This is a genomic window from Streptomyces sp. NPDC050439 (assembly GCF_040655335.1).
Lineage (GTDB): Bacteria > Actinomycetota > Actinomycetes > Streptomycetales > Streptomycetaceae > Streptomyces.
This window is the reverse complement of the sequence record NZ_JBFAJT010000009.1, coordinates 60267-81319: the sequence shown is the minus strand read 5'-3', so window position 1 is coordinate 81319 and position 21053 is coordinate 60267. Positions and strand designations below refer to the sequence as shown.

Below are 21053 nucleotides of genomic sequence, written 5' to 3'. Positions count from 1 at the left end.
AAGTGGTCGCAGGGCAAGACTGAGCGTCCGGTTGAGGAGGAATTACGAGTGATGTCGTCTCGTATCGCGGACAGGGCGACCGACGCCAGTGACTCGGTCGTCGTCCTGGACGGCCGGGGACTGATGGTCGCAGATGTCGTACGTATGGCCGAATCCACCGCTAAGCCCGTACCCGGAACGGACGGCATGAAGCGGGTGGAGCTCTCGTGGAACGCCGCCCGGGAGATCGCGTCCTGGGGCCGCGTCTACGGCCGCTCCACCGGAGTGGGCGCCAACCGGAATGAGTCCGTGCCGACCGAGGCGGCCGCCGACCACGGTCTGCGGCTGCTGCGCAGCCACGCCGGGGCGATCGGCGACGAGCTGCCCGCGCGGCAGGTGCGCGCGATGCTCGCGGTCCGCGCCAACCAGCTGCTCGCCGGCGGCGCGGGCCTGCGCCCGACCGTCGTCACGGCGCTCTGCCAGGCCCTGGAGACGGGCGCGTACCCCCGGGTCAACGAATTCGGTTCGGTCGGTACGGGCGACATCGCCGCGCTCGCGCAGATGGGCCTCGCGCTCGCGGGCGAGCATCCCTGGCAGGGGCCGGGGACCGCCCCCGAGCCGCAGCCCCTCGACAACAACGACGCACTCGCCCTGATCAGCAGCAACGCCCTGACCCTCGGCCAGTCCGCGCTCGCCCTGCACGAACTGCGCGGCCTGATCGCGGCCACCCAGGTGGTGGCGGCGCTGACCCTGATGGCGGTCGACGGTTCGTACGAGGCGTACGCGCTGCCCGTGCACGAGGCGCGGCGCCACTCCGGTTCGTTCGCGGTCGCCGAGCGGATGCGGCGGATACTCGGCGCGCCCGACCGCCCCACGCCGCCGCTCGGCCGCATCCAGGACCCGTACGGCCTGCGCTGTGTGCCGCAGATCCACGGGCCCGCGCACGACGCGGCGGACGCCCTGGAGGACGTCCTCACGGTGGAGATCAACGCGGCGGCCGAGAACCCGCTGATCTCGGCGGACGACATGGCGGCGTACCACCACGGCGGCTTCTACCTGGCCCAACTCGCTCTGTCCCTGGACCACTTCAGACTGGCGGTGACCCAGGCGGCACGCCTGTCGACGTCACGCCTCTCGACCCTCAATGAACCGGGCTTCACCCGGCTGCGCCCCTTCCTCGCGGACGGCGAACCGGCGTCGTCGGGCGTGATGATCCTGGAGTACGCGGCCGGCGCCGCCCTCGGTGACCTGCGGGCCTTCTCCGCGCCCGCCTCGCTCGGCCACGCCGTGCTCTCGCGCGGGGTCGAGGAGCAGGCCAGCTTCGCCTCGCTCGCGGCACGCCAGACGCTGCGGGCGTGCGAGGCGTACCGCCTGGTCGTGGGCTGTGAACTGGTGGCCGCCGTCAGGGCGTTGAGGCAGCGCGACATGCGCCTCGACCCGGAGCTGCCCGTCGGGCGGGCCTTCGAGCTCGCGGACTCCGTCCTCGACGCGGAGCTGGCCGACCGGCCGTTGACGGATGATGTGACGGCGGCGGCCGGGCTGCTCGACCGGTTCACGGAGCTGTGGTCGGACCTGGGCGAGAGTCAGGGTGTTGTGAGGGGAACGGTATGAGTGACAGTCCTGCGGCGCGGCTGCAAGTGCTCTTCGAGGGGCACCGGCTCACGCCCACCCAGCGGCGCATCGCGCACTGCATGGTGCGGCGGGCGGCGGACGTCCCCTTCCTCTCCAGCGTCGAACTGGCGGAGCTCGCCGGGGTCAGCCAGCCCTCGGTGACCCGCTTCGCGGTGGCGCTCGGCTTCGACGGCTACCCGGCGCTGCGCAGGCACCTGCGGGAACTGGCGCCCGCGGAGGCGGCGGGCGGCGACTCCCTCAACGAGTACCAGCAGGCGGTCGAGGCGGAGATCGCGAACCTGCGGCACCTGGCGGAGATCCTCGCCGACCCCTCCCCGGTGGAGCGCGCGGGACAGCTCCTCGCTTCCTCCCGCCCGCTCCCGGTCCTCGGCCTGCGGGCGGCCGCGTCCCAGGCGTACGGCTTCTCGTACTTCGCGGCGAAGGTCCACCCCGACGTACGCCTCCTCGACGAGGGCGGCACCATGCTGGCCGACCGGATCGACGCGGCGGTGCGGGCGGGCGCGACGGCGCTCCTGTGCTTCGCGCTGCCGAGGCACCCCCGCGAGGTGGTGGACGCCCTCGCCCACGCCCAGGGGGCGGGCCTCTCCGTGGTGACGGTGGCCGACTCGGCGTTCGCCCCCGTGGCCGCCCACTCCGACCTCCTCCTCCCGGCAGCGGTCGGCACAGGCCTCGCCTTCGACACGGCCTGCGCCCCGATGCTCCTGGGCCGCGTACTCCTGGAGGCGATGTGCGACGGACTCCCGGACGCCCAGGCCCGCCTGGAGGAGTTCGACGCGGGAGCGGCGGCGCGGGGGCTCTTCGTGGAGTGAGGCGGGCCTCCGGGGCGGCGACCCTATGAGTTACGAGGTACCCCCGGACCGCGCCGGACGGCATGGTCGTGTCAGGCCGCCAAGGAGGCGGCGGACAACGGGGGTAAAGATGCGCACGATGAAGATGGTGCTGGTCGGCGTCGGTTCGGCGGCACTGCTCGCCACCGGCGGGACGATGACGGCGGGGGCCGCGCCTGCCCAGGGCGTGGACGCCCAGGCGGCGTGGAGCTGCACCAAGGGGGCCGTCTGCTTCTACACGGGGAGCAACGGAGACGGCACGCGTTACGAGCGTCACGCCGACAGCAACAGCAACTTCAAGAGCATCAACTCGGCCCGGAACAACGGCCACACCGATGAGCCCTACGACCACGTCAAGGTCAAGTGGAACTACCCGGGCAGCAGCGACTCCAAGTGGGGATGCCTGTCCCCGGGCGAGAAGTGGGAGGACAAGAAGACCTTCGAAGTCGACGCGGTCCGTTGGGTGAAGAGCTGCTGAACCCCGGCCGTGCACGACGGACCGGGCCACAAAGGCCCGGTCCGTCGCTCTCTGCGTGCCGGGCTCAGACGTCCAGGTTCGCCTCGATGCGTTTGAGCTGGTGCCTGGCCATGGCCAGGTTGGAACGCTTCTGGTCGAGGGCCACGTAGAGGAACAGGCCGTTGTTGTTGCGGCCCTTGATCAGGCGGATCAGGTGGTACTGGCTGCTGAGCGAGATCAGGATGTCCTCGATCTCGTCCTTGAGGTCCAGGAGTTCCATCGTGCGCAGCTTGGCGCGCACCACGTCGGTGTTGCCCGCCGCGGCGACGGCCAGGTCCAGGTCCTTTCCGCCGCCGATGGTGCCGAGGGCCATGCCGCTCGTGTAGTCGACCAGGGCGGCGCCGATGACTCCCTCGATCGAGGTGGTGACTTCCTTGAGCGATGTCTCTGTGTTGGCCATGATTTTCGCACTTCCTTTCCGTCTGCCGGGTGTACGCGGTGCTGGGGACGATGAGGGTGTGGTGGGGGACATGGGTCAGGTTTCCTCCGCTCGTTCGACGGCGGCGTCGACCAGCTCTCCGATGAGCACGCTCGAACGGCGGCCCTCCAGGTGCAGCCGGCCCACGTTGACTCGGGACTCGGCGAGCAGGGTGAGCACCGCGGACGAGCCGGCCGTGTACGTCGCCACGTAGCCGCCCTCGCCGCGGATGAGCAGTTCGCGGAAGCCGCCCTGATGCGTCGCGTCGGAGAGCCGCAGGGCCACTCCGAGCGCCGCCGCGGTGAGCGCGCAGAGGCCCTCCGGTTCGACGTCCGGCGCGTCCTGCGCGAGGACGAAGCCGTCGACGCTGGCCGTCAGGGCGCCCTTGAGCTGAGGAATCCTGGTCCGCAGCCGTTTCAGTTCGACGAGTACGTCGGCTTCGGCAGCCATCAGCTCTCTCCTCCCGGCGCGCTTCCAGAGCGCGAAAAACTTCATGGGCACGGGGGCCAAGTCCCTTGAACGGCACGGACCTTCACAGGGTCGCCTCCAGCGCGTCACGGACCCGGCGCAGCAGGGCGACGTCCGGCTCGTCGTGCTCCGTGCGGGCCGGGGCGGGAAGCATCGGCGGGGCCGGGTCGGGCGTGCGCGGTGGCTCCACGAGCCCGGCCGCGGCGAGCCGCCTGACCTCGATGAGGGTGTGGAAGGACGGCCGGCCGAGCGCCCAGGCGATGGCCGTCGGCGTACGGACCCCGTCGGCGAGCCGCAGCAGCGCGTCCTGACGTCCGGTGACCGTCTGCCCGGGCGCGGGCGGGCGCGCCACGACGGGAGAGGTGTCCAGCTCGGGACAGGGCCAGACGCTGTCCAGGAGAGCCCGGCGCCGCCGGGTCTCCCGCTCCACGGCCTCCGCCGCCACCGGGCGCACCCGGCCGAGCCAGTGCGCGACGCCGTAACGGAACCGGGTGGGTCCGCTCGCCGGGCCGAGGACGAAGAACGCGGCGTCGAACAGCGCGCCGATGTGGCAGACCTCCAGCTCGCCCGCGGTGACCCGGCCGCTGTCGATCAGCTGCCGCCCCACCTCGTTGCGTGTCCCGGCCAGCGAGAGGGCCTCCTGCCAGCCCTGCGGCGGCAGCACGCCACCGGCCGTGAGCAGGACGTCTATGCCCGGCGCCGCGGGACTCTCCGCGTGCACGACGCGGCCCTCGACGAGATAGAGGGTGCCCTGGTCGCGCAGCAGCGCACCGGTCGCCCGCTCGTCGGCGAGCCGCATCAGCATGGGTGAGGTGGCGGCCGCGGTGATGCGCATGGCGCTCACACCAGCACCAGACGCTCGGAGAGGTCGCGCAGCCGCATGCGGGCGAGCGCGAGATTTCCGGTGTGCCGGTCGAGCCAGAGATAGAGGAAGACGCTGCTGTCGAAGGTCGTCTCGACGAAGCGGATCAGATGGAACCCGGTCCTCGTGGTGAGCATGAGGTCCTCGACGGGAAGCCCCTTGCGGTCGTCGCACCGCTCCGTGTCCAGCACGTCGTCCCTGGGCGCGAACGCCTGGTACTCCGCCGCGGACCGCGCCACCTCCGCGGTCTCGGCCGCGGTCGCCTCGTGGTCGCCGCCGGGAGGATCGCCGACCGAACCGAGGGCGAGCCCGCTGGTCCAGTCGACGATCGCCGCGCCGCGCGCACCAGGCAGTGTCATCGCTTCGAGCAGACACTCGTCGATTCCGGGCACGCGGCTCCCCTTCCCCAGGGTTGAACCGGGTGGCCCCTACCACCCGACCGGAGGCTCAGCGCCGCCCGGTGTGAGGAAGGTACGCAGAAGTGGTGGAGAGTCCTGGGAAATGGGCACTTTCCAGGGGAACATGCCCGACCTCGACGGGATCAGTGCGAGGAGAGGTGGGTTCGGGCCCGAGCCTGACCGATTGTGGCGGCCGACGACCGGACCGCCCCCTTCACTCCTCGCCGCGCGCCTTGAGCACCACCTTGTTGACGGCCCACAGCCCGATGCCGATGGCGAGCAGCACCCCGGCCCGGATGTAGACCTCCGCCGGGCGGTCGGCGAGGGGGCTCGCGAGGATCAGGGCCGTGAGGGCGCCGAGCACGGGAAGGACCGTCGGGGCGCGGTAGTGCTTGTGCTCGACGGGGTCGCGGCGCAGCACCAGGACGGCCACGTTGACCACCGCGAACACGCAGAGCAGCAGGAAGGCCGTCGTGTCGCCGAGGCCCTCGATCTCGCCCGTCGTCACCAGACCGATCGCCAGCAGCGAGACGAAGACGATCCCGACCACCGGTGTCCGGCGACTGGGAAGGACCCGCCCCATCGCGCGCGGCAGGATGCGCTCGTTGGCCATGCCGTAACAGAGCCGCGAGGCCATCATGATGTTGATCAGCGCCGAGTTGGTGACCGCGAACAGGGCGATCAGGGCGAAGAGTTTGTGCGGGAAGTCGATGCCGCCCGCCTTCACCACCTCGAGCAGCGGGCCGCTCGATCCTTCGAGCACCTTGTAGTCGACGAGCAGCGAGGACACCAGAGCCACCAGGACGTAGATCGTGCCCGTCACCGCGACCCCGAGGAAGATCGCCCGGGGGAACGTGCGCGTCGGGTCCTTCGTCTCCTCGGCCATGTTCACCGAGTCCTCGAAGCCGACGAACGCGAAGAAGCCGAGCGCGGTCGCGCCGAGCACACCCGTCATCAGGGCGTAGGCCGTTCCGTCGCCCGCCTCGAACTCCGTCAGGCGCGAGGGCTCACCGTCCCCGCTCAGGACCGCGTACGCGCCGATCGCGAGGATGATGGCCAGGCCCGTCAGCTCGACGAGGGTGAGGACCACGTTCGTCTTGACGGACTCCGAGACGCCCCGCAGGTTCAGCGCCGCGAGCGCGAGGATGAAGAGGATCGCGACCAGCGTCGGCGGGAGCGCGTTGCTCGTCAGCTCCCCGAGGTAGTCGCCGCTGAAGGCGCGGGCCGCGGCGCTCGCCGACGAGAGGCCCGAGCACATCACCATGAAGGCGATGATGAAGGTGAGGAACGGGACCTTGAACGCCTTCTGCGTGTAGAGGGCGGCGCCCGCCGCCTTCGGGTACTTGCCGACCAGCTCGACGTACGACGCCGCCGTCAGGATCGCCACCACGAAGCCGATCGCGAACGGCAGCCACAGCGCGCCGCCGACCTTCCCCGCCACCTTGCCGGTGGTGGCGTAGATGCCGGTGCCGAGGATGTCGCCGATCACGAAGAGGATCAGGAGCTTGGGGCCGATCGCGCGGTTCAGCGCGGGTTCTCCGGACGGCGGCGGCGTACCGGTGGCCTTTTCGGATGTCGTCACAGGATCATCTCCCCCGAGGGTGTGCCTGGAGGGAGCATCTGCCCCGGAAGTGCCGATGCGATGCGGGAGTTGAGCAACCTCAGAGGTCGCGCAGCGCGTCCCGCAGCGCGCCCCCGGACTCGGCGACGATCTCCTGAAGGGTCTGCGGCTCGCGAACGGTGGCGAAGCCGACTTCTCCGCCCTGACCCGCGGAGAAGCCGTAAATGCCGGGCCGGGCAAGGCTGTTGTACGAGTAGTGGTGCGCGAAGTAGTACGCGCCCGTGTCGAGCACCGCGGCGTAGTCGCCCTGTTCGAGCAGCGGGAGCGGACGGTTCTCGGCGAGCAGGTCGCCAGCGAAGCACGCGGGGCCCGCGATGTCCTGCCCGACGGCCGGCCCGCTCTTGGGGCGGCCCTTCTCGTCGTACGCGGCGATCCGCAGCGGCCAGGACGCGGGCGCGTACACCGTGCGGGCGGCCACCTGGACGCCCGCGTGCGTCACGGCGATGGGCCGGGTGCCCGCCGACTTGGCGTACTCGACGCGGGCCAGGATCGTGCCGTGCTTGGCGAGCAGCGAGCGGCCGAACTCGGTGACGATGCCGTACCGCCCGTCGAGCAGCCCCGGCACGCGGGACTTCAGGCGGCGGGCGTACTGCGCGTGCGTCGGGGTCTCCTCGTCCGAGCCGAAGTTGACGGGCAGGCCGCCGCCGATGTCGATGGTGTCGACCTGCTGCCGGCCGGCCCGTTCGTTGATCTCCTCGGCGAGCTCGTACGTCGCCGCGACGCCCCGCACCATCAGCTCCAGGGGCATGCCCTGCGATCCGGAGTGGGCGTGCAGGCGCGTCAGCCACGGGCGGTCGAGGTACGCCCGGACGATCCACTCGCGGGCGCCCTCGTCCAGCAGCGCGACGCCGAACTTGGACGTCGCGGTCGCGGTGGACAGCGCGCCGATGGAGCCGCCGCCGATCTGCGGGTTCACGCGCAGGCCGATGGGGGAGCCGGTGGGCGCCGAGCGGGTCATCGCGTCCAGGCGGGCGAGCTCCTGCGGGTTGTCGGCGTTCACGGCGATGCCGAGGGCGAGGGCCTCGCGCAGCTCGGCGGCGGTCTTCGCGGGCGAGTCGAGGACGGTGTGCGTGGGCGGCACACCGGCGGCCCGCGCGAGGGCGAGCTCGCCGGGGCTGGCCACCTCGGCGCCGATGCCCGCGTCACGCAGCAGGCGCAGGACCGGGACCAGGGGCGACGCCTTCACCGCGAAGGCGTGCAGGACGGGGGTGCCGGGCGGCGTGACCGCCTCGAAGGCGGCGCGCAGCGCGGCGGCGGCCGAGCGGATGCCGGTGACGTCCAGGAGCCCTACGACCGGGGACGCGGGGTCCACGAGGCCCTGCTCGACGGCGGCGCGGACGGCCTGGTCACGCCGGACGGCGCGGTCCGCCGGATCCTCTCCGTCCACCTCGGTCGTGGGTGCGGTCTCCGTGCCCTGATCGCTCATGTGTTCCAGCCAATCATCCGTCACGGGGTATCGCTGCCCCGTCGGCGTATTGACTAGCTCTATTCAACATCGCAGGATGTGAATAACAAGGTCACAGCAGAGCGTCACGAGGAGGCATCGCCATGTCAGGACCCCGCCCCGTACGGGCACCGCGCGGTACGGAACTGAGCGCCCTGGGATGGCAGCAGGAAGCCGCCCTGCGCATGCTGCAGAACAACCTCGACCCCGAGGTCGCCGAGCACCCCGACAAGCTCGTCGTCTACGGCGGCACCGGCAAGGCGGCCCGCGACTGGCGCTCGTTCGACGCGATGGTGCGCACCCTGAAGACCCTCAAGCAGGACGAGACGATGCTCGTCCAGTCCGGCCGCCCGGTCGGCGTCATGCAGACCCACGAGTGGGCCCCCCGCGTCCTGATCGCCAACTCGAACCTGGTGGGCGACTGGGCGAACTGGGAGGAGTTCCGCCGCCTGGAGGCCCTCGGCCTGACCATGTACGGCCAGATGACCGCGGGCTCCTGGATCTACATCGGCACGCAGGGCATCCTCCAGGGCACGTACGAGACCTTCGCCGCGGTGGCGGCCAAGAAGTTCAATGGCACGCTCGCCGGGACGATCACCCTCACCGCCGGCCTCGGCGGCATGGGCGGCGCCCAGCCGCTCGCCGTCACCATGAACGACGGCGTCGCGATCTGCATCGACGTCGACCCGCGCGCCATCGAGCGCCGCATCGAGCACAAGTACCTCGACGTGAAGGCCGACTCGCTGCAGCACGCGCTCCAGCTCGCGGTCGAGGCGCGCGACCAGCGCAAGCCCCTCTCCATCGGCCTGCTCGGCAACGCCGCCGACCTGCTCCCGCAGATGCTCGCCGAGGGCGCCCCGATCGACATCGTCACGGACCAGACGTCCGCCCACGACCCGCTCGCCTACCTCCCGACCGGCGTCGACTTCGACGACATGGCGGCGTACGCGGCCAAGGACCCGGCGGGCTTCACCACCCGCGCCCGCGAGTCCATGGCCCGGCACGTCGAGGCCATGGTCGGCTTCATGGACGCGGGCGCCGAGGTCTTCGACTACGGCAACTCGATCCGCGGCGAGGCCCAACTCGCTGGCTACGACCGCGCGTTCGCCTTCCCCGGCTTCGTCCCCGCCTACATCCGCCCGCTCTTCTGCGAGGGCAAGGGCCCGTTCCGCTGGGCGGCGCTTTCCGGCGAGGCCTCCGACATCCACAAGACGGACAAGGCGCTCCTCGACCTCTTCCCGGAGAACGAGTCCCTGCACCGCTGGATCAAGATGGCGGGCGAGCGGGTCCACTTCCAGGGCCTCCCGGCGCGCATCTGCTGGCTCGGCCAGGGCGAGCGCGACAAGGCGGGCGACATGTTCAACGACATGGTCGGCAACGGCACCCTCGCCGCGCCCCTCGCGATCGGCCGCGACCACCTGGACTGCGGTTCCGTCGCATCCCCGTACCGCGAGACCGAGGCCATGCTCGACGGCTCCGACGCGATCGCCGACTGGCCGCTCCTGAACGCCATGGTGAACGTCGCGTCGGGCGCTTCCTGGGTCTCGATCCACCACGGCGGCGGCGTCGGCATGGGCCGCTCGATCCACGCGGGCCAGGTCTCGGTCGCCGACGGCACGAAGCTGGCCGGCGAGAAGATCCGCCGCGTCCTCACGAACGACCCCGGCATGGGCGTCATCCGGCACGTCGACGCGGGCTACGACATCGCGGAGTCGGTGGCGGACGAGAAGGGCGTACGCATCCCGATGCGCGAGGGTGACCAGGCGTGAGCGAGACGTTCCACGCCATGTGGCGTTCGCTGCGGCCCATCGGCCGCAGCGACGCCTCGGGCGGCTACCGCCGCTACGCCTGGACCGGCGCGGACGCCGAGTGCCGCCTCTGGTTCCAGGCGCAGGCGGAGGCACGCGGCCTCGACTACGAGGTCGACCGCAACGGCAACCAATGGGCCTGGCTCGGCGACCCGGCCCGCGGCGACGCGGTGGTCACGGGCTCGCACCTGGACTCGGTCCCGGACGGCGGCGCCTTCGACGGCCCGCTCGGGGTCGTCTCCTCCTTCGCGGCCCTGGACGAACTCCGCGCCCGGAAGGTGTCGTTCAGTCGTCCCCTCGCCATCACCAACTTCGGCGACGAGGAGGGCGCCCGCTTCGGCCTCGCCTGCGTGGGCTCGCGCCTGACCGCCGGGCAGCTCACGAAGGAGAAGGCGTACGAGCTGACGGACGCGTCCGGGACCACGCTCCCGCAGGCGATGGAGGCGGCGGGATACGACCCGTCGACCATCGGCCCGGACCCCGAACGCCTCGCGCGAATCGGCGCGTTCGTGGAACTGCACGTGGAGCAGGGCCGAGCCCTCGACCTCACCGGCGACCCCGTGGGCATCGCCTCCGCCATCTGGCCGCACGGCCGCTGGCGCTTCGACTTCAGGGGCGAGGCCAACCACGCGGGCACCACCCGCCTGGTGGACCGCCGCGACCCGATGCTGTCGTACGCGGAGACGGTCCTCGCGGCGCGCAGGGAGGCGGAACTCGCGGGCGCGGTGGCGACGTTCGGCAAGATCGCGGTCGAGCCGAACGGCGTCAACGCCATCCCGTCGCTCGTGCGCGGCTGGCTGGACTCGCGCGCCGCGGACCAGGAGTCGCTGGACACGGTCGTGACGGGCATCGAGAAGGCGGCCCGCGAGTACGCGGACCGGCACGGCATCGACCTCGACGTCGTACAGGAGTCCTTCACGCCGGTGGTGGAGTTCGAGGACGCCCTGCGCGACGAACTGGGCCGGATTCTCGGCGGCAGCACGGGCAGGAAGCTTCCCGTCCTGGGCACGGGCGCGGGACACGACGCGGGTATTTTGTCCGGCTCGATCCCGACCGCCATGCTGTTCGTACGGAACCCCACGGGCATCTCGCACTCCCCGGCCGAGTTCGCCGCCGAGGACGACTGCGTGGCCGGGGTGACCGCACTGGCCGACGTACTGGAAGGGCTGGCGTGCAGGTGACGGAGACTTACTGGCTGGAGCAGGCCTGGCTCGACCCGACGGTCGAGCCGGGCGTGGCGGTGGAGGTGACGGGCGACCGGATCTCCGCGGTCCGCAAGGGCGTGGAGTCCCCGCCACCAGGCGCGACGGTGCTGCGCGGCCTGACGCTGCCGGGCCTGGCGAACGCCCATTCGCACGCCTTCCACCGGGCCCTGCGGGGCACGGTCCAGGTGGGCTCCGGCACGTTCTGGACGTGGCGCGAGGTCATGTACTCGGTGGCGGACCGCCTGACACCGGAGACGTACCGCGAGCTGGCCCGCGCGGTGTACGCGGAGATGGCCCTCGCGGGCATCACCACGGTGGGCGAGTTCCACTACGTGCACCACGCGCCGGGCGGCACGCCCTACGCCGATCCCAACGCGATGGGCGAGGCGCTGATCGAGGCGGCTTCCGACGCGGGCATCCGCATCACGCTCCTGGACACGGCGTACGTGGCGTCGGGGCTGCTCAGCGAGACGCGGGGCGAGGCCCCGAACCGCCACCAGCTCCGCTTCTCCGACGGTACGACGGAGGCGTGGGCGGAGCGGGCCTCGGCCCTCAAGGACCGCGGCCACGCGCGGATCGGCGCGGCGATCCATTCCGTGCGAGCAGTCCCGGCAAGGCAGTTGGGCGCGGTGGCGGATTGGGCGTCGGCCCGCAACGCCCCGCTCCACGTGCACCTCTCCGAGCAGAAGGCGGAGAACGAGGCGTGCCTGTCGGTCCACGGCCGCACTCCCACCCAGCTCCTGTCGGACCACGGGGTGCTTGGCCCCCGTACGACGGGCGTGCACAACACGCACCTCACGGACGAGGACATCGCGCTCCTGGGCCGCTCCTCCTCCGGCACGTGCATGTGCCCCACGACGGAACGGGACCTGGCGGACGGCATCGGCCCGGCGGTCCGCCTCCAGCAGGCGGGCAGCCCGCTCTCCCTGGGCAGCGACAGCCACGCGGTGATCGACCTCCTGGAGGAGGCCCGCGCGATGGAGCTGAACGAACGCCTCCGCTCGCACACGCGCGGCCACTGGACGGCGGCGGCGCTGCTGCGCGCGGCGAGCGCCGATGGGCATGCGGCGCTTGGCTGGTCGGACGCGGGTGTCCTGGAAGTCGGCGCACTGGCCGACTTCGCGACGATCGCCCTGGACTCGGTCCGCACGGCCGGCCCTCTGCCGCGCCTGGCGGCGGAGACGGCGGTCTTCGCGGCAACGTCGGCGGACGTGCGGCACACGGTGGTGGGGGGCCGCCATGTCGTACGAGACGGCATCCACACGCTGGTACCGGACGTACCGGGGGCGCTGGCGAAGGCGGTGGCAACGCTACGGGACTGACCCGCCCGTCCCCCAACCGCCGCTGCGCGGCGAATCTCTCCCGCCCACCCACCCGATTACCCGGCAGTTGCCCGTGCACCCGGCGGAGTGTTTCCAGCTCCGCCGTCGTCGGCCGCGACTGGCCGCCGAGCCGCCGCTGCGCGGCGAATCTTTCCCACCCACCCGCCCGATTGCCCCGCAGCTGAATCTCCAGCCCGTCCGGCGTTTGAGGACGAACTCGGCGGAGCCGGTGATCGACGGTCACCACGGCCGGCGGAGCCGGAAAATTCGGGAAGGGGCGGGATCGGGGAAAGAAGACCGCCCGAACCTCAGCCCACCACGGAGACCCCCATGACGACGACCGCCATCACCAACATCGGCAGCCTGGTGACGAACGACCCCGCCCTGGGGGACGGCAGCCCCCTGGGCCTCCTCACGGACGCCGCCGTAGTCCTGGACGGCGAGACCATCGCCTGGGTGGGCCCGGCCGCCAAGGCCCCCGCGGCAGACGAGACGTACGACGCGAAGGGCCGCGCAGCCATCCCCGGCTTCGTCGACTCCCACTCCCACCTCGTCTTCGCAGGCGACCGCACCCAGGAGTTCAACGCCCGCATGTCGGGCCGCGCGTACTCGGCGGGCGGCATCCGCACCACGGTCGCCGCAACCCGCGCCGCCACAGACGAGACGCTCGAAGCGAACCTCACCCACTACCTCCGCGAGGCCCTGCGCCAAGGCACGACCACGTTCGAGACGAAGTCGGGCTACGGCCTCAACACGGAGGACGAGGCCCGAGCCCTCCGCATCGCCTCCCGCCACACGGACGAAGTGACGTACCTGGGAGCCCACATCGTCTCCCCGGACTACGCCGACGACCCGGCCGCGTACGTGGACCTCGTCACCGGCGAGATGCTGGAGGCCTGCGCCCCGCACGCCCGCTGGATCGACGTCTTCTGCGAGAAGGGCGCCTTCGACGGCGACCAGGCCCGCGCGATCCTCACGGCGGGCAAGGCGAAGGGCCTGCACCCCCGCATCCACGCGAACCAGCTCTCGTACGGCCCCGGAGTCCAGCTCGCCGTAGAACTGGACGCGGCATCGGCGGACCACTGCACGCACCTCACGGACGAGGACGTCGACGCCCTCGCGAACAGCGACACGGTGGCGACGCTCCTCCCCGGCGCGGAGTTCTCCACCCGCGCCGAGTGGCCCGACGCCCGCCGCATCCTGGACGCGGGCGCGACGGTGGCCCTCTCCACGGACTGCAACCCGGGCAGCTCCTTCACGTCCTCGGTCCCGTTCTGCATCGCCCTCGCGGTACGGGACATGGGCATGACCCCGGACGAGGCGATCTGGTCGGCGACAGCGGGTGGCGCGGCAGCCCTGCGCCGCACGGACATCGGCCACATCCGCCAGAGCGCCCGAGCAGACCTGGCCCTCCTCGACGCCCCCAGCCACGTCCACCTGGCCTACCGCCCGGGAGTCCCCTTGGTCAGCGAGGTCTGGCGCCGGGGTATGCGGGTGGCCTGAGGGTGCGGCGTCCTGACGGCACGACACGACACGACCCGACCCGACCCGACCCGACCGCAAAAAAATCCCACCCGCCAAGCGCTACACCCACCACCGAGCGGGATTTCCTCGCATGGGCACCACCACCCGTCACCGCGCAATGTCCAAGACGGCCTTGCCGGTGACCTCGCGGGCGAGTAGCGCGGCCAACGCATCCGTGGTGCGGGTCCAGTCGTCGCGGCGACTGATCTGGGGGTCCAGCTCACCGCGGGCGACGAGCGACGCGAGCCAGTCGAGGTCGGTGCCGAGGCCGTCGGCGTCGTCCATCAGGAAGAACGTGGTGAGCGAACGGTCGTGACGCCCGGCGTCCCCGAAAAGGGCGCCGAACGGGAGCTCCTCCCCGACCCCCGAACTGTGGCCGACGGCCACCAGAGTGCCGTGGGGCGCCAACGCCCGATAGGCGTCCACCAGTTGTGGACCGCCGACCACGTCGATCACGCCGTGCACCGGCTCGACGAGCGTCAGGGCATCGCCCGCCACAACCTCGTGGGCGCCGAGGTGCGTCAGTGCCTCACCCTTGGCGGGGTCGCTGGTCGCCGCCACGACGTGCGCGCCGCCACGGGCCGCGAGCTGCACCGCGAACCTGCCGACGCCGCCGCTCGCCCCTGTCACCAGAACGCGGCGCCCCAGGATCGGCCCGAGCCGTCGCAGCGCGCGCAGCGCCGACCCAGCGGCGACCGGCAGCGCACCGACCGCACCCAGGTCCGCACCCTCGGGCACGATCCCGAGCAACCCCGTCTCCACCGCCCGGAGTTCGGCCCATGCCCCGGAGGGCCCGAGTGTGACGACCGGGGTGCCGGCAGCGGGCCCGGTGCCGTCGGCGGCCGCGCGCACGACGACGCCCGCGGCGTCCCAGCCGGGGATGGTGCCCTCCTCGCCGTTCGGGACGACGAAAGCGGCCTCGCCGTGGTTCACGGAGAAGGAGTGAATGCGGACGAGCGCCTGATGAGATGTGGGGACCGGGTCGGGTGCCTCGCGCAGAGAGAGGTGGCCGGGAGCGGAGTGGTCGATCGTGAGTGCTCGCATGGCCGCCATAGTGCCACTCAGTGGCAAAAGCCTTCAAGGGGCAAAGGCGCACGGGAGGCGTCGTGGCTAAGATGGCGCCATGGCGAGCGAGATGGGCAAGGGCGAAGGGCCAGGCGGGGGCAAGGGCAGGGACAGGGGTGTCTTTGGAGACTTGCCGCTGCGGGAGCGGAAGAAGCTGCGCACGCGGCGGGCCCTCGTCGAGACGGCCCTTGAGCTGTTCTCCGCCAAGGGGTTCGCGGCCACCACGCTCGACGAACTGGTCGAGGCCGTAGAGGTCTCCAAGCGCACGTTCTTCCGTACGTTCGCGTCGAAGGAGGACGTCGCGCTCGCCCCGGAGCGAGAGCTGTGGCGGGCGTACACCGACGACATCGGCCAGCGGCCGTTCGGGGAAGGCCAACCCTTGCTCACCGTCTTCGAGCAGTCGCTGTACGCCGCCGTGGCTGGCATGGAGGAGGACTGGGAGCGGCGCTTCCTGACGAGCCGTGCCCTGGCCGACGCTACGCCCGCGCTCAACGCGCACAGCCTGCGGCACTGCGCGGAGATCACCGATGAGGTCATCGCCCTGACGGTCGCCGCCCTCCCCACGGACCCGGCGCCGCTACGGGTGCGGCTCCTCCTGGAGCTGATGCTCTCCGCGTGGCGCGGCGCGCTGAAGGAGTGGTCCACGCCTGGTGGAGACCACGACCGCGGTGCACTGGTCGGGCACATGGACGCCGCGTTCGCCGTGATCCCCGAGGTTCTTGAGCTGGCTGCTGCCGCGGTGCCTTCGGCCGGACGTCGGCACGGCTACGGCATCCTGGCCCCATGAAGACCATCGGCCTCATCGGCGGTATGAGCTGGGAGTCCAGCGCCGAGTATTACCGGCTGCTCAATGAGTTGGTGCGGGAGCGGCTCGGGGGGCTGCACTCCGCGCGCTGCGTGTTGTACTCCGTGGACTTCGCCGAGATCGAGAAGTTGCAGGTCGCGGGGGAGTGGGAGCGGGCGGGGGAGGTGCTCGCCGGGGCCGCGAAGGGGGTCGAGGCGGCGGGGGCCGAGCTCGTGCTGATCTGCACCAACACGATGCACAAGGTCGCAGGACAGGTCCAGGCGGCTCTCTCCGTGCCGCTGCTGCATCTCGCGGACGCCACCGCCGATGCGGTCCTGCGGGGCGGTCTGCGGCGCGTGGGGCTGCTCGGGACCGCGTTCACCATGGAGCAGGACTTCTACCGGGAGCGGCTGGCCTCGCACGGGCTCGACGTACTCGTTCCGGACGCGGAGGGACGCGCTCTGGTGCACCGCGTGATTTACGAGGAGTTGTGCCTCGGGGTGGTGCATGAGGCGTCCAGGGTCGGGTACCAGAACGTCATCGAGGATCTTGTACGGGAAGGAGCTGAGGGCGTCATCCTGGGATGCACCGAGATCGAGCTGCTGATCGGGCAGGAGCACAGCCCGGTACCGCTCTTCCCGACGACGCGGCTGCATGCGGAGGCAGCGGTGGCGGCGGCGCTGGCGATGGAGGCCGAGTGAAGTAGGCAGACGACAGCAACCCACCCGTCCACCCCTGGACGCGGGGCAAACGGGTGGGTGGGTGGGCGCGTTCCGCCGCGGAGCGGCGGTCCGAGGACCCGGAGGTACGCCGAGCGGCGCGCCCCCTCACTCGTCGACGGTCAATCCCTTGCGAAGCTTGACCAGCGTGCGCGACAGCAGTCGCGAGACGTGCATCTGCGAGATGCCGAGCTCATCGCCTATCTCCGACTGCGTCATGTTGGCGACGAAGCGGAGCGAGAGGATCTTGCGGTCGCGCGGCGGCAGTTCGGCGATCAGGGGCTTGAGCGACTCGACGTACTCGATGCCCTCAAGGCCGTGGTCCTCGTAGCCGATCCGGTCCGCGAGCGCGCCCTCGGAGTCGTCCTCCTCGGGCTGGGCGTCCAGCGAGCTCGCCGTGTAGGCGTTGGACGCGGCCATGCCCTCGACGACCTCGTCGTTGGAGATGCCCAGGCGCTCGGCGAGCTCGCCCACCGTGGGGGCGCGATCGAACTGCTGGGCGAGTTCGTCGCCCGCCTTGGCGAGGTCCAGTCGGAGTTCCTGCAGGCGGCGCGGAACGCGCACCGACCAGCTCGTGTCGCGGAAGAAGCGCTTGATCTCGCCGACGATGGTCGGCATCGCGAAGGTGGGGAACTCGACGCCTCGGCTGAGCTCGAAGCGGTCGATCGCCTTGATCAGGCCGATGGTGCCGACCTGGATGATGTCCTCCATGGGCTCGCTGCGGGAGCGGAACCGGGAGGCGGCGAACTTGACCAGGGCGAGGTTGAGTTCGACCAGCGTGTTGCGCACGTACGCGAATTCGTGCGTGCCTTCCTCGAGCGACTCGAGGCGTTCGAAGAGGGTCTTGGACAGGGCCCTCGCATCCAGCGGCCCCACCTCGTCGAACGGCGGGATCTCGGGCAGGTCGGCGAGCCCTTCGAGGGCTTCCGCCTCCGGCATGGCCGTCAGGTCCGGGAGTTCGCCGGGCGTGGCTTCCGTGCGGGGACCCGGGATCTCGGTCTCGATACGGTGCGGTGGGAGTGTCGACGTCGCTCGGTCAGTGCGCGATTCGTCGAGCCGGGGTGACATGGTGTCCTCCATCGTTCTCGGCATATGGCTGCCGATGCCAATACGTGCACTGCGGAGTGCGGCGCCTCCAAAGCCGTCAGTGTTGATTACTGTCTCTTCTACCCCTACCCGTTTCCACAGCCCGGTCGCAAGTGCGTTGTGCGGCTAAATGTCCGATTTCGGGGGGATGTTCGGGTACCCGAGGGCGTGAGGAAGGCGTAATGTTCAGGGGCGTCATCAACAGCCACGACGGTCGGAAGTGAGTGACGGAATGGACCGCGGGACAGTCGGTAGCGCGCATCGGGGCCGGCTTCTGGTCGAAGTCCGGGCAGAAGGCCCGAGCGTCGTCGTTACTCCGGCGGGTGAGTTGGATCACCACACCGCCGATTTGTTGCGTGAGCCGCTCGAGGCATGCCTCGACGACGGCTACTCACGCCTGGTCGTCGACTGCTCGCGCCTGGAGTTCATGGACTCCACCGGACTCAATGTCCTACTGGGTGCCCGGCTCAAGGCCGAGGCGGCGGGAGGTGGGGTGCATCTGGCAGGGATGCTGCCGGTGGTGGCCAGGGTCTTCGAGATCACCGGGGCCGAGGCGGTCTTCAGTGTCCACGAGACGCTCGCCGACGCGTTGGCCGACTGACTCAGGGGGCCCGCTGACGGAGCGTGCTCAAGAGTTACGCGTCAGTTGTCTCTATGTGATCACTGCGTTACGAGTGTCACACGGGTAGCGTCGAATAAGTGGGTGTTCTCACGGTTCGGCCGGGCAGGAGACATCCTGGATACGTCGACAGCGGTCCGCGCACAATCGTTGCCAAATCAACAGCCGGAACGGCCGAGCAGCCGATGATCCCTCTTGGAGCCCTGCTACTTGTCCAGTTCCTTGTCCAGAGTCCTCTTGTCGGTGAGGTGAAGCGCTGATGAGCACCACCCGGCCTTGCTCGCCGGGCGACCGCGGCCCGGAGCCCGAGGCCGTCGTCGCGGCCGCCCCCGCGGATCAGGCCGTCCCGGCGGCCACGGTCCGTCAGGGTCGCCAGGTCCGCAGGCTGAACCTGAACGGCGCCAGTGGCATCGTTCCGCTCGCCCGGGACTTCGCGCGCCAGTCGCTGCAGGCGTGGGGCTGGCTGCCCGCGGCGGGCGCCGATCAGCGTGCCGCCGCGGAGGACGTCCTCCTTGTCGTGTCCGAGCTGGTGACCAACGCGTGCCTGCACGCCGAGGGACCCGACGAGCTCTGGCTCTCCTCCGACAGCAAGGTGCTGCGGATCGAGGTGTCCGACCGCGGCGCCGGTCAGCCCGAGCCCCGTACCCCGCACCGCGCCGGCCGGCCCGGCGGGCACGGAATGTTCATAGTCCAGCGGCTCTGCCTGGACTGGGGTGTTGTCCGCACCCCGGGGGTGGCGGGCAAGACGGTGTGGGCCGAGCTGAGCGCGCCCGCATAGGGCCCGTTCAGTTCCCCCTTGGGTTACCCACGGTTCGTACGCGCGCCGGATCACTGAGATCCGGCGCGTTCTTTGTCTTCCCTCGGCAAGGCCCCGGGCGTACCTTGAGCGCCCAATCTGATGTGCCGTCAGTAAATCCGCACCGCGGCACGCCACGACCGGCATGAGGGGAACCCGAGGTGTCGTACCAGAAACGAACGGCTGTGCTCGCGCTTGCCACGGCCTTGGCCGGCGGCTCGGCGGTGCTGATGGCCGCCCCCGCCGCGCAGGCCGAGGTCCAGGACGTCAACTACCAGTGCAAGACGCCCATCGGCAACAAGGGCGCGGTCTCGCCGATCGACATCAAGAGCGTGAAGAGCGGCAGCGGCTACAAACTCACCATGTCCTTCCAGAAGGGCGTCTCCTCCAGCCCCGTGGAACTGGGCAAGGGCGCGATGAAGCCGAGCGCGCTCATCAAACTGGGCGGCGCGGAGAGCGGCACGGTGCCGGTGTCCGGAGCGCCCAACGACAAGGCGATCCCCGCCAACACCCCCATCAAGATCAGTGACCTGTCGGGGACGTACACGCCCAAGAAGAGCGGCAAGGTCACCTTCACCGCGGGTGTCCTGACCATCAAGGCGCTCGGCACGACGACGACGTGCACCCCGTCCAACAGTCCCAAGCCCTCGCTCTCCCTCGACGTGAAGGGCTCGGGCGGCGGCGGCGCGACGGACGGCGGCTCCGGCGGAGGCGGATCGACCGACGACGGCGGCTCAGGCGGCTCGGCCAGCGCACCCTCCGGCGGCGAAGAGCTCCCGCAGACCGGCCCCGCGGACTCCGCCATCGCGCTCGGCACCCTCGGCGGCACCGTGCTGCTCGCGGGCGCGGCCGGCGCGCTCTGGCTGACCCGCAGGAACCAGGCGGCCAGGTCGCGCTAGGCGCGACGCGTACGAAGGTACGAAGCGCGAGAAGATCCAGGAGCCGCCGATGCCGCCGAAGCCGTCGCTGCTGTCCGTCGCCCGAGCCCTCACCGTGGCCGTGGCCTTACTGGTGACGGGCGTGGCGCCGGCGACCGGGGCGTCCGCCGACGACTCCGGGGCGTGGTCCGTCGCGCCCTCCGCGGGAGGAGGGACGCGGCCGGCCAAGGACGGGCGGCCGTACTTCTACGTGGAGGGCACGCCCGGCTCCGTCCTGGAGGACACGGTGACGGTCACCAACCCCGGGTCGAAGCCCCGCACGGTGGAGCTGAGCGGCGCGGACGCCGACAACACCAAGAGCGGCGCGTACTCCCTGGAGCGGGGCAAGCCGAAGGACACCGGCTCCTGGATCACGTTCGCCGAACGCAAGGTGAAGGTGCCGCCGCGCACCCGCGCCGAGGTGCCGTTCAGCGTGAGCATCCCCGAGAACGCGGTGCCCGGCGACCACCCCGGGGCGGTCGTCGCGCGGGAGGGCGGCCGCGACGCCGGGGTCCGCGTGCATCTGCGGGTGAGCGGCCCGACGCTGTCCGCGCTCACGGTCGAGCGCGTACGGGCCGAGGGCGGGCGCATCTCGTACGACGTCGTCAACCGCGGCAACACGGTCCTGACCCCCAGGCTCACGGTCCACGCGGAGGGCGTGTTCGGCCCGCTGCTCGACCGGAAGCCCCGCACGCTCCCCGTGGAACTCCTCCCCGGCCGCAGGGTCACCCTCACGGAACCGTGGAAGGACGCCCCCGCGCTCGACTCCGTGGAGGTCACGCTCACGGTGACGGCATCGGGCGGAGCCCACGGCGAGGCGACGGCATCGGCCCGCTTCGTCCCATGGGGAGCGGTGGCAGGAGTGGGGGCCGGGGTGCTCGGCCTGGTGGCGGCAGGCGTCTGGTTCGTGCGCAGACGCAGAGCGGCGGCCGCGGAGCTGCCACCGGACGAAGTACCTGAACAGGGCGTCATGAAACCGGAGTTGGCGGGAGTGGGGACGGCAGAGGGAGAGCAGCTGTGAACGGCAACCCGTTGTGGGCGG

The 21053-nt window shown here is 71.1% G+C and carries 21 protein-coding genes; 13 read left to right on the top strand and 8 right to left on the bottom strand.

The annotated features are described in order from the left end of the window. The first annotated feature begins 51 nt into the window (after window positions 1-51). The 3 genes from AB0I66_RS32900 (at window position 52) to AB0I66_RS32890 (ending at window position 2916) form a co-directional block, all read left to right on the top strand. The gene (locus tag AB0I66_RS32900; RefSeq protein WP_363211638.1) at window positions 52-1590 is read left to right on the top strand and encodes an aromatic amino acid ammonia-lyase; all 1539 of its coding nucleotides are present in this window, start codon (window positions 52-54) and stop codon (window positions 1588-1590) included. Continuing rightward, on the top strand, window positions 1587-2420 hold the full coding sequence (locus AB0I66_RS32895; protein ID WP_363211637.1) for a MurR/RpiR family transcriptional regulator: 834 nt from the start codon (window positions 1587-1589) through the stop codon (window positions 2418-2420). The genes AB0I66_RS32900 and AB0I66_RS32895 overlap by 4 nt, the downstream gene beginning before the upstream one ends. Window positions 2421-2529: 109 nt before the next feature. After that, complete coding sequence (locus tag AB0I66_RS32890; protein ID WP_363211636.1) at window positions 2530-2916, top strand: peptidase inhibitor family I36 protein; 387 nt, start codon at window positions 2530-2532, stop codon at window positions 2914-2916. A 64-nt stretch (window positions 2917-2980) separates the two neighbouring features. On the opposite strand, the gene AB0I66_RS32885 is transcribed toward AB0I66_RS32890, so the two are convergent. The 6 genes from AB0I66_RS32885 to AB0I66_RS32860 all read right to left on the bottom strand — a co-directional run bounded on the left by AB0I66_RS32885 (window position 2981) and on the right by AB0I66_RS32860 (window position 8148). After that, on the bottom strand, window positions 2981-3355 hold the full coding sequence (locus tag AB0I66_RS32885; RefSeq protein ID WP_363211635.1) for a hypothetical protein: 375 nt from the start codon (window positions 3353-3355) through the stop codon (window positions 2981-2983). A gap of 75 nt (window positions 3356-3430) precedes the next feature. Further along, complete coding sequence (locus AB0I66_RS32880; RefSeq protein ID WP_363211634.1) at window positions 3431-3823, bottom strand: roadblock/LC7 domain-containing protein; 393 nt, start codon at window positions 3821-3823, stop codon at window positions 3431-3433. A gap of 82 nt (window positions 3824-3905) precedes the next feature. Further along, entirely contained in the window at window positions 3906-4676 is a 771-nt protein-coding gene (locus AB0I66_RS32875) for a transcriptional regulator (RefSeq protein WP_363211964.1), read from the bottom strand. Between the two features lie 5 nt (window positions 4677-4681). Further along, window positions 4682-5095, bottom strand: coding sequence for a hypothetical protein (locus AB0I66_RS32870; RefSeq protein WP_363211633.1), 414 nt, complete (start codon window positions 5093-5095; stop codon window positions 4682-4684). Window positions 5096-5315: 220 nt separating this feature from the next. Beyond that, the gene (locus AB0I66_RS32865) at window positions 5316-6683 is read right to left on the bottom strand and encodes an APC family permease (protein ID WP_363211632.1); all 1368 of its coding nucleotides are present in this window, start codon (window positions 6681-6683) and stop codon (window positions 5316-5318) included. 79 nt (window positions 6684-6762) lie between these two features. Continuing rightward, window positions 6763-8148, bottom strand: a complete 1386-nt coding sequence (locus AB0I66_RS32860) for a diaminopimelate decarboxylase (RefSeq protein ID WP_363211631.1) — start codon at window positions 8146-8148, stop codon at window positions 6763-6765. 122 nt (window positions 8149-8270) lie between these two features. On the opposite strand from AB0I66_RS32860, the gene hutU reads away from it, so the two are divergent. The 4 genes from hutU (at window position 8271) to hutI (ending at window position 14004) form a co-directional block, all read left to right on the top strand. Further along, window positions 8271-9935 carry a urocanate hydratase gene (gene hutU / locus AB0I66_RS32855; protein WP_363211630.1) on the top strand — a complete coding sequence of 555 codons (1665 nt, stop codon included), beginning with the start codon at window positions 8271-8273 and terminating at the stop codon, window positions 9933-9935. Between the two features lie 17 nt (window positions 9936-9952). Continuing rightward, window positions 9953-11155, top strand: a complete 1203-nt coding sequence (locus AB0I66_RS32850) for an allantoate amidohydrolase (protein ID WP_363211963.1) — start codon at window positions 9953-9955, stop codon at window positions 11153-11155. Next, complete coding sequence (locus AB0I66_RS32845; protein WP_363211629.1) at window positions 11152-12501, top strand: formimidoylglutamate deiminase; 1350 nt, start codon at window positions 11152-11154, stop codon at window positions 12499-12501. Before AB0I66_RS32850 ends, AB0I66_RS32845 begins: the two co-directional genes overlap by 4 nt. Window positions 12502-12831: 330 nt before the next feature. Then, entirely contained in the window at window positions 12832-14004 is a 1173-nt protein-coding gene (gene hutI, locus AB0I66_RS32840; protein ID WP_363211628.1) for an imidazolonepropionase, read from the top strand. 129 nt (window positions 14005-14133) lie between these two features. Here hutI and AB0I66_RS32835 read toward each other — a convergent pair whose 3' ends face one another. Next, window positions 14134-15069, bottom strand: coding sequence for a zinc-binding dehydrogenase (locus AB0I66_RS32835; protein WP_363211627.1), 936 nt, complete (start codon window positions 15067-15069; stop codon window positions 14134-14136). A 79-nt stretch (window positions 15070-15148) separates the two neighbouring features. Here AB0I66_RS32835 and AB0I66_RS32830 point away from each other — a divergent pair, with 79 nt between their 5' ends. Together AB0I66_RS32830 and AB0I66_RS32825 are read left to right on the top strand one after the other, a co-directional pair. Beyond that, entirely contained in the window at window positions 15149-15877 is a 729-nt protein-coding gene (locus tag AB0I66_RS32830; protein ID WP_363211626.1) for a helix-turn-helix domain-containing protein, read from the top strand. After that, window positions 15874-16575 carry an aspartate/glutamate racemase family protein gene (locus tag AB0I66_RS32825; RefSeq protein WP_363211625.1) on the top strand — a complete coding sequence of 234 codons (702 nt, stop codon included), beginning with the start codon at window positions 15874-15876 and terminating at the stop codon, window positions 16573-16575. Before AB0I66_RS32830 ends, AB0I66_RS32825 begins: the two co-directional genes overlap by 4 nt. A 126-nt stretch (window positions 16576-16701) precedes the next feature. Here AB0I66_RS32825 and AB0I66_RS32820 read toward each other — a convergent pair whose 3' ends face one another. Further along, window positions 16702-17673, bottom strand: coding sequence for an RNA polymerase sigma factor SigF (locus AB0I66_RS32820; protein WP_363211624.1), 972 nt, complete (start codon window positions 17671-17673; stop codon window positions 16702-16704). A 238-nt stretch (window positions 17674-17911) separates the two neighbouring features. Between AB0I66_RS32820 and AB0I66_RS32815 the strand changes: the two genes are divergently transcribed. The 4 genes from AB0I66_RS32815 to AB0I66_RS32800 all read left to right on the top strand — a co-directional run bounded on the left by AB0I66_RS32815 (window position 17912) and on the right by AB0I66_RS32800 (window position 21032). Next, complete coding sequence (locus AB0I66_RS32815) at window positions 17912-18280, top strand: STAS domain-containing protein (protein ID WP_363211623.1); 369 nt, start codon at window positions 17912-17914, stop codon at window positions 18278-18280. A gap of 277 nt (window positions 18281-18557) precedes the next feature. Beyond that, window positions 18558-19076 carry an ATP-binding protein gene (locus AB0I66_RS32810; RefSeq protein WP_363211622.1) on the top strand — a complete coding sequence of 173 codons (519 nt, stop codon included), beginning with the start codon at window positions 18558-18560 and terminating at the stop codon, window positions 19074-19076. Between the two features lie 179 nt (window positions 19077-19255). Further along, the gene (locus tag AB0I66_RS32805; RefSeq protein WP_363211621.1) at window positions 19256-19993 is read left to right on the top strand and encodes an LPXTG cell wall anchor domain-containing protein; all 738 of its coding nucleotides are present in this window, start codon (window positions 19256-19258) and stop codon (window positions 19991-19993) included. 49 nt (window positions 19994-20042) lie between these two features. Beyond that, window positions 20043-21032 carry a DUF916 domain-containing protein gene (locus AB0I66_RS32800; protein WP_363211620.1) on the top strand — a complete coding sequence of 330 codons (990 nt, stop codon included), beginning with the start codon at window positions 20043-20045 and terminating at the stop codon, window positions 21030-21032. Window positions 21033-21053: the final 21 nt, after the last annotated feature.

Excerpts from the sequence above, each read along its gene's own strand:
- AB0I66_RS32900 (WP_363211638.1), top strand. The coding sequence starts at position 52 with ATGTCGTCTCGTATCGCGGACAGGGCGACCGACGCCAGTGACTCGGTC.
- AB0I66_RS32895 (WP_363211637.1), top strand. The coding sequence starts at position 1,587 with ATGAGTGACAGTCCTGCGGCGCGGCTGCAAGTGCTCTTCGAGGGGCAC.
- AB0I66_RS32890 (WP_363211636.1), top strand. The coding sequence starts at position 2,530 with ATGCGCACGATGAAGATGGTGCTGGTCGGCGTCGGTTCGGCGGCACTG.
- AB0I66_RS32885 (WP_363211635.1), bottom strand. The coding sequence starts at position 3,355 with ATGGCCAACACAGAGACATCGCTCAAGGAAGTCACCACCTCGATCGAG.
- AB0I66_RS32880 (WP_363211634.1), bottom strand. The coding sequence starts at position 3,823 with ATGGCTGCCGAAGCCGACGTACTCGTCGAACTGAAACGGCTGCGGACC.
- AB0I66_RS32875 (WP_363211964.1), bottom strand. The coding sequence starts at position 4,676 with ATGCGCATCACCGCGGCCGCCACCTCACCCATGCTGATGCGGCTCGCC.
- AB0I66_RS32860 (WP_363211631.1), bottom strand. The coding sequence starts at position 8,148 with ATGAGCGATCAGGGCACGGAGACCGCACCCACGACCGAGGTGGACGGA.
- hutU (WP_363211630.1), top strand. The coding sequence starts at position 8,271 with ATGTCAGGACCCCGCCCCGTACGGGCACCGCGCGGTACGGAACTGAGC.
- AB0I66_RS32850 (WP_363211963.1), top strand. The coding sequence starts at position 9,953 with ATGTGGCGTTCGCTGCGGCCCATCGGCCGCAGCGACGCCTCGGGCGGC.
- hutI (WP_363211628.1), top strand. The coding sequence starts at position 12,832 with ATGACGACGACCGCCATCACCAACATCGGCAGCCTGGTGACGAACGAC.
- AB0I66_RS32835 (WP_363211627.1), bottom strand. The coding sequence starts at position 15,069 with ATGCGAGCACTCACGATCGACCACTCCGCTCCCGGCCACCTCTCTCTG.
- AB0I66_RS32830 (WP_363211626.1), top strand. The coding sequence starts at position 15,149 with ATGGCGAGCGAGATGGGCAAGGGCGAAGGGCCAGGCGGGGGCAAGGGC.
- AB0I66_RS32825 (WP_363211625.1), top strand. The coding sequence starts at position 15,874 with ATGAAGACCATCGGCCTCATCGGCGGTATGAGCTGGGAGTCCAGCGCC.
- AB0I66_RS32820 (WP_363211624.1), bottom strand. The coding sequence starts at position 17,673 with ATGGAGGACACCATGTCACCCCGGCTCGACGAATCGCGCACTGACCGA.
- AB0I66_RS32815 (WP_363211623.1), top strand. The coding sequence starts at position 17,912 with ATGGACCGCGGGACAGTCGGTAGCGCGCATCGGGGCCGGCTTCTGGTC.
- AB0I66_RS32810 (WP_363211622.1), top strand. The coding sequence starts at position 18,558 with ATGAGCACCACCCGGCCTTGCTCGCCGGGCGACCGCGGCCCGGAGCCC.
- AB0I66_RS32800 (WP_363211620.1), top strand. The coding sequence starts at position 20,043 with ATGCCGCCGAAGCCGTCGCTGCTGTCCGTCGCCCGAGCCCTCACCGTG.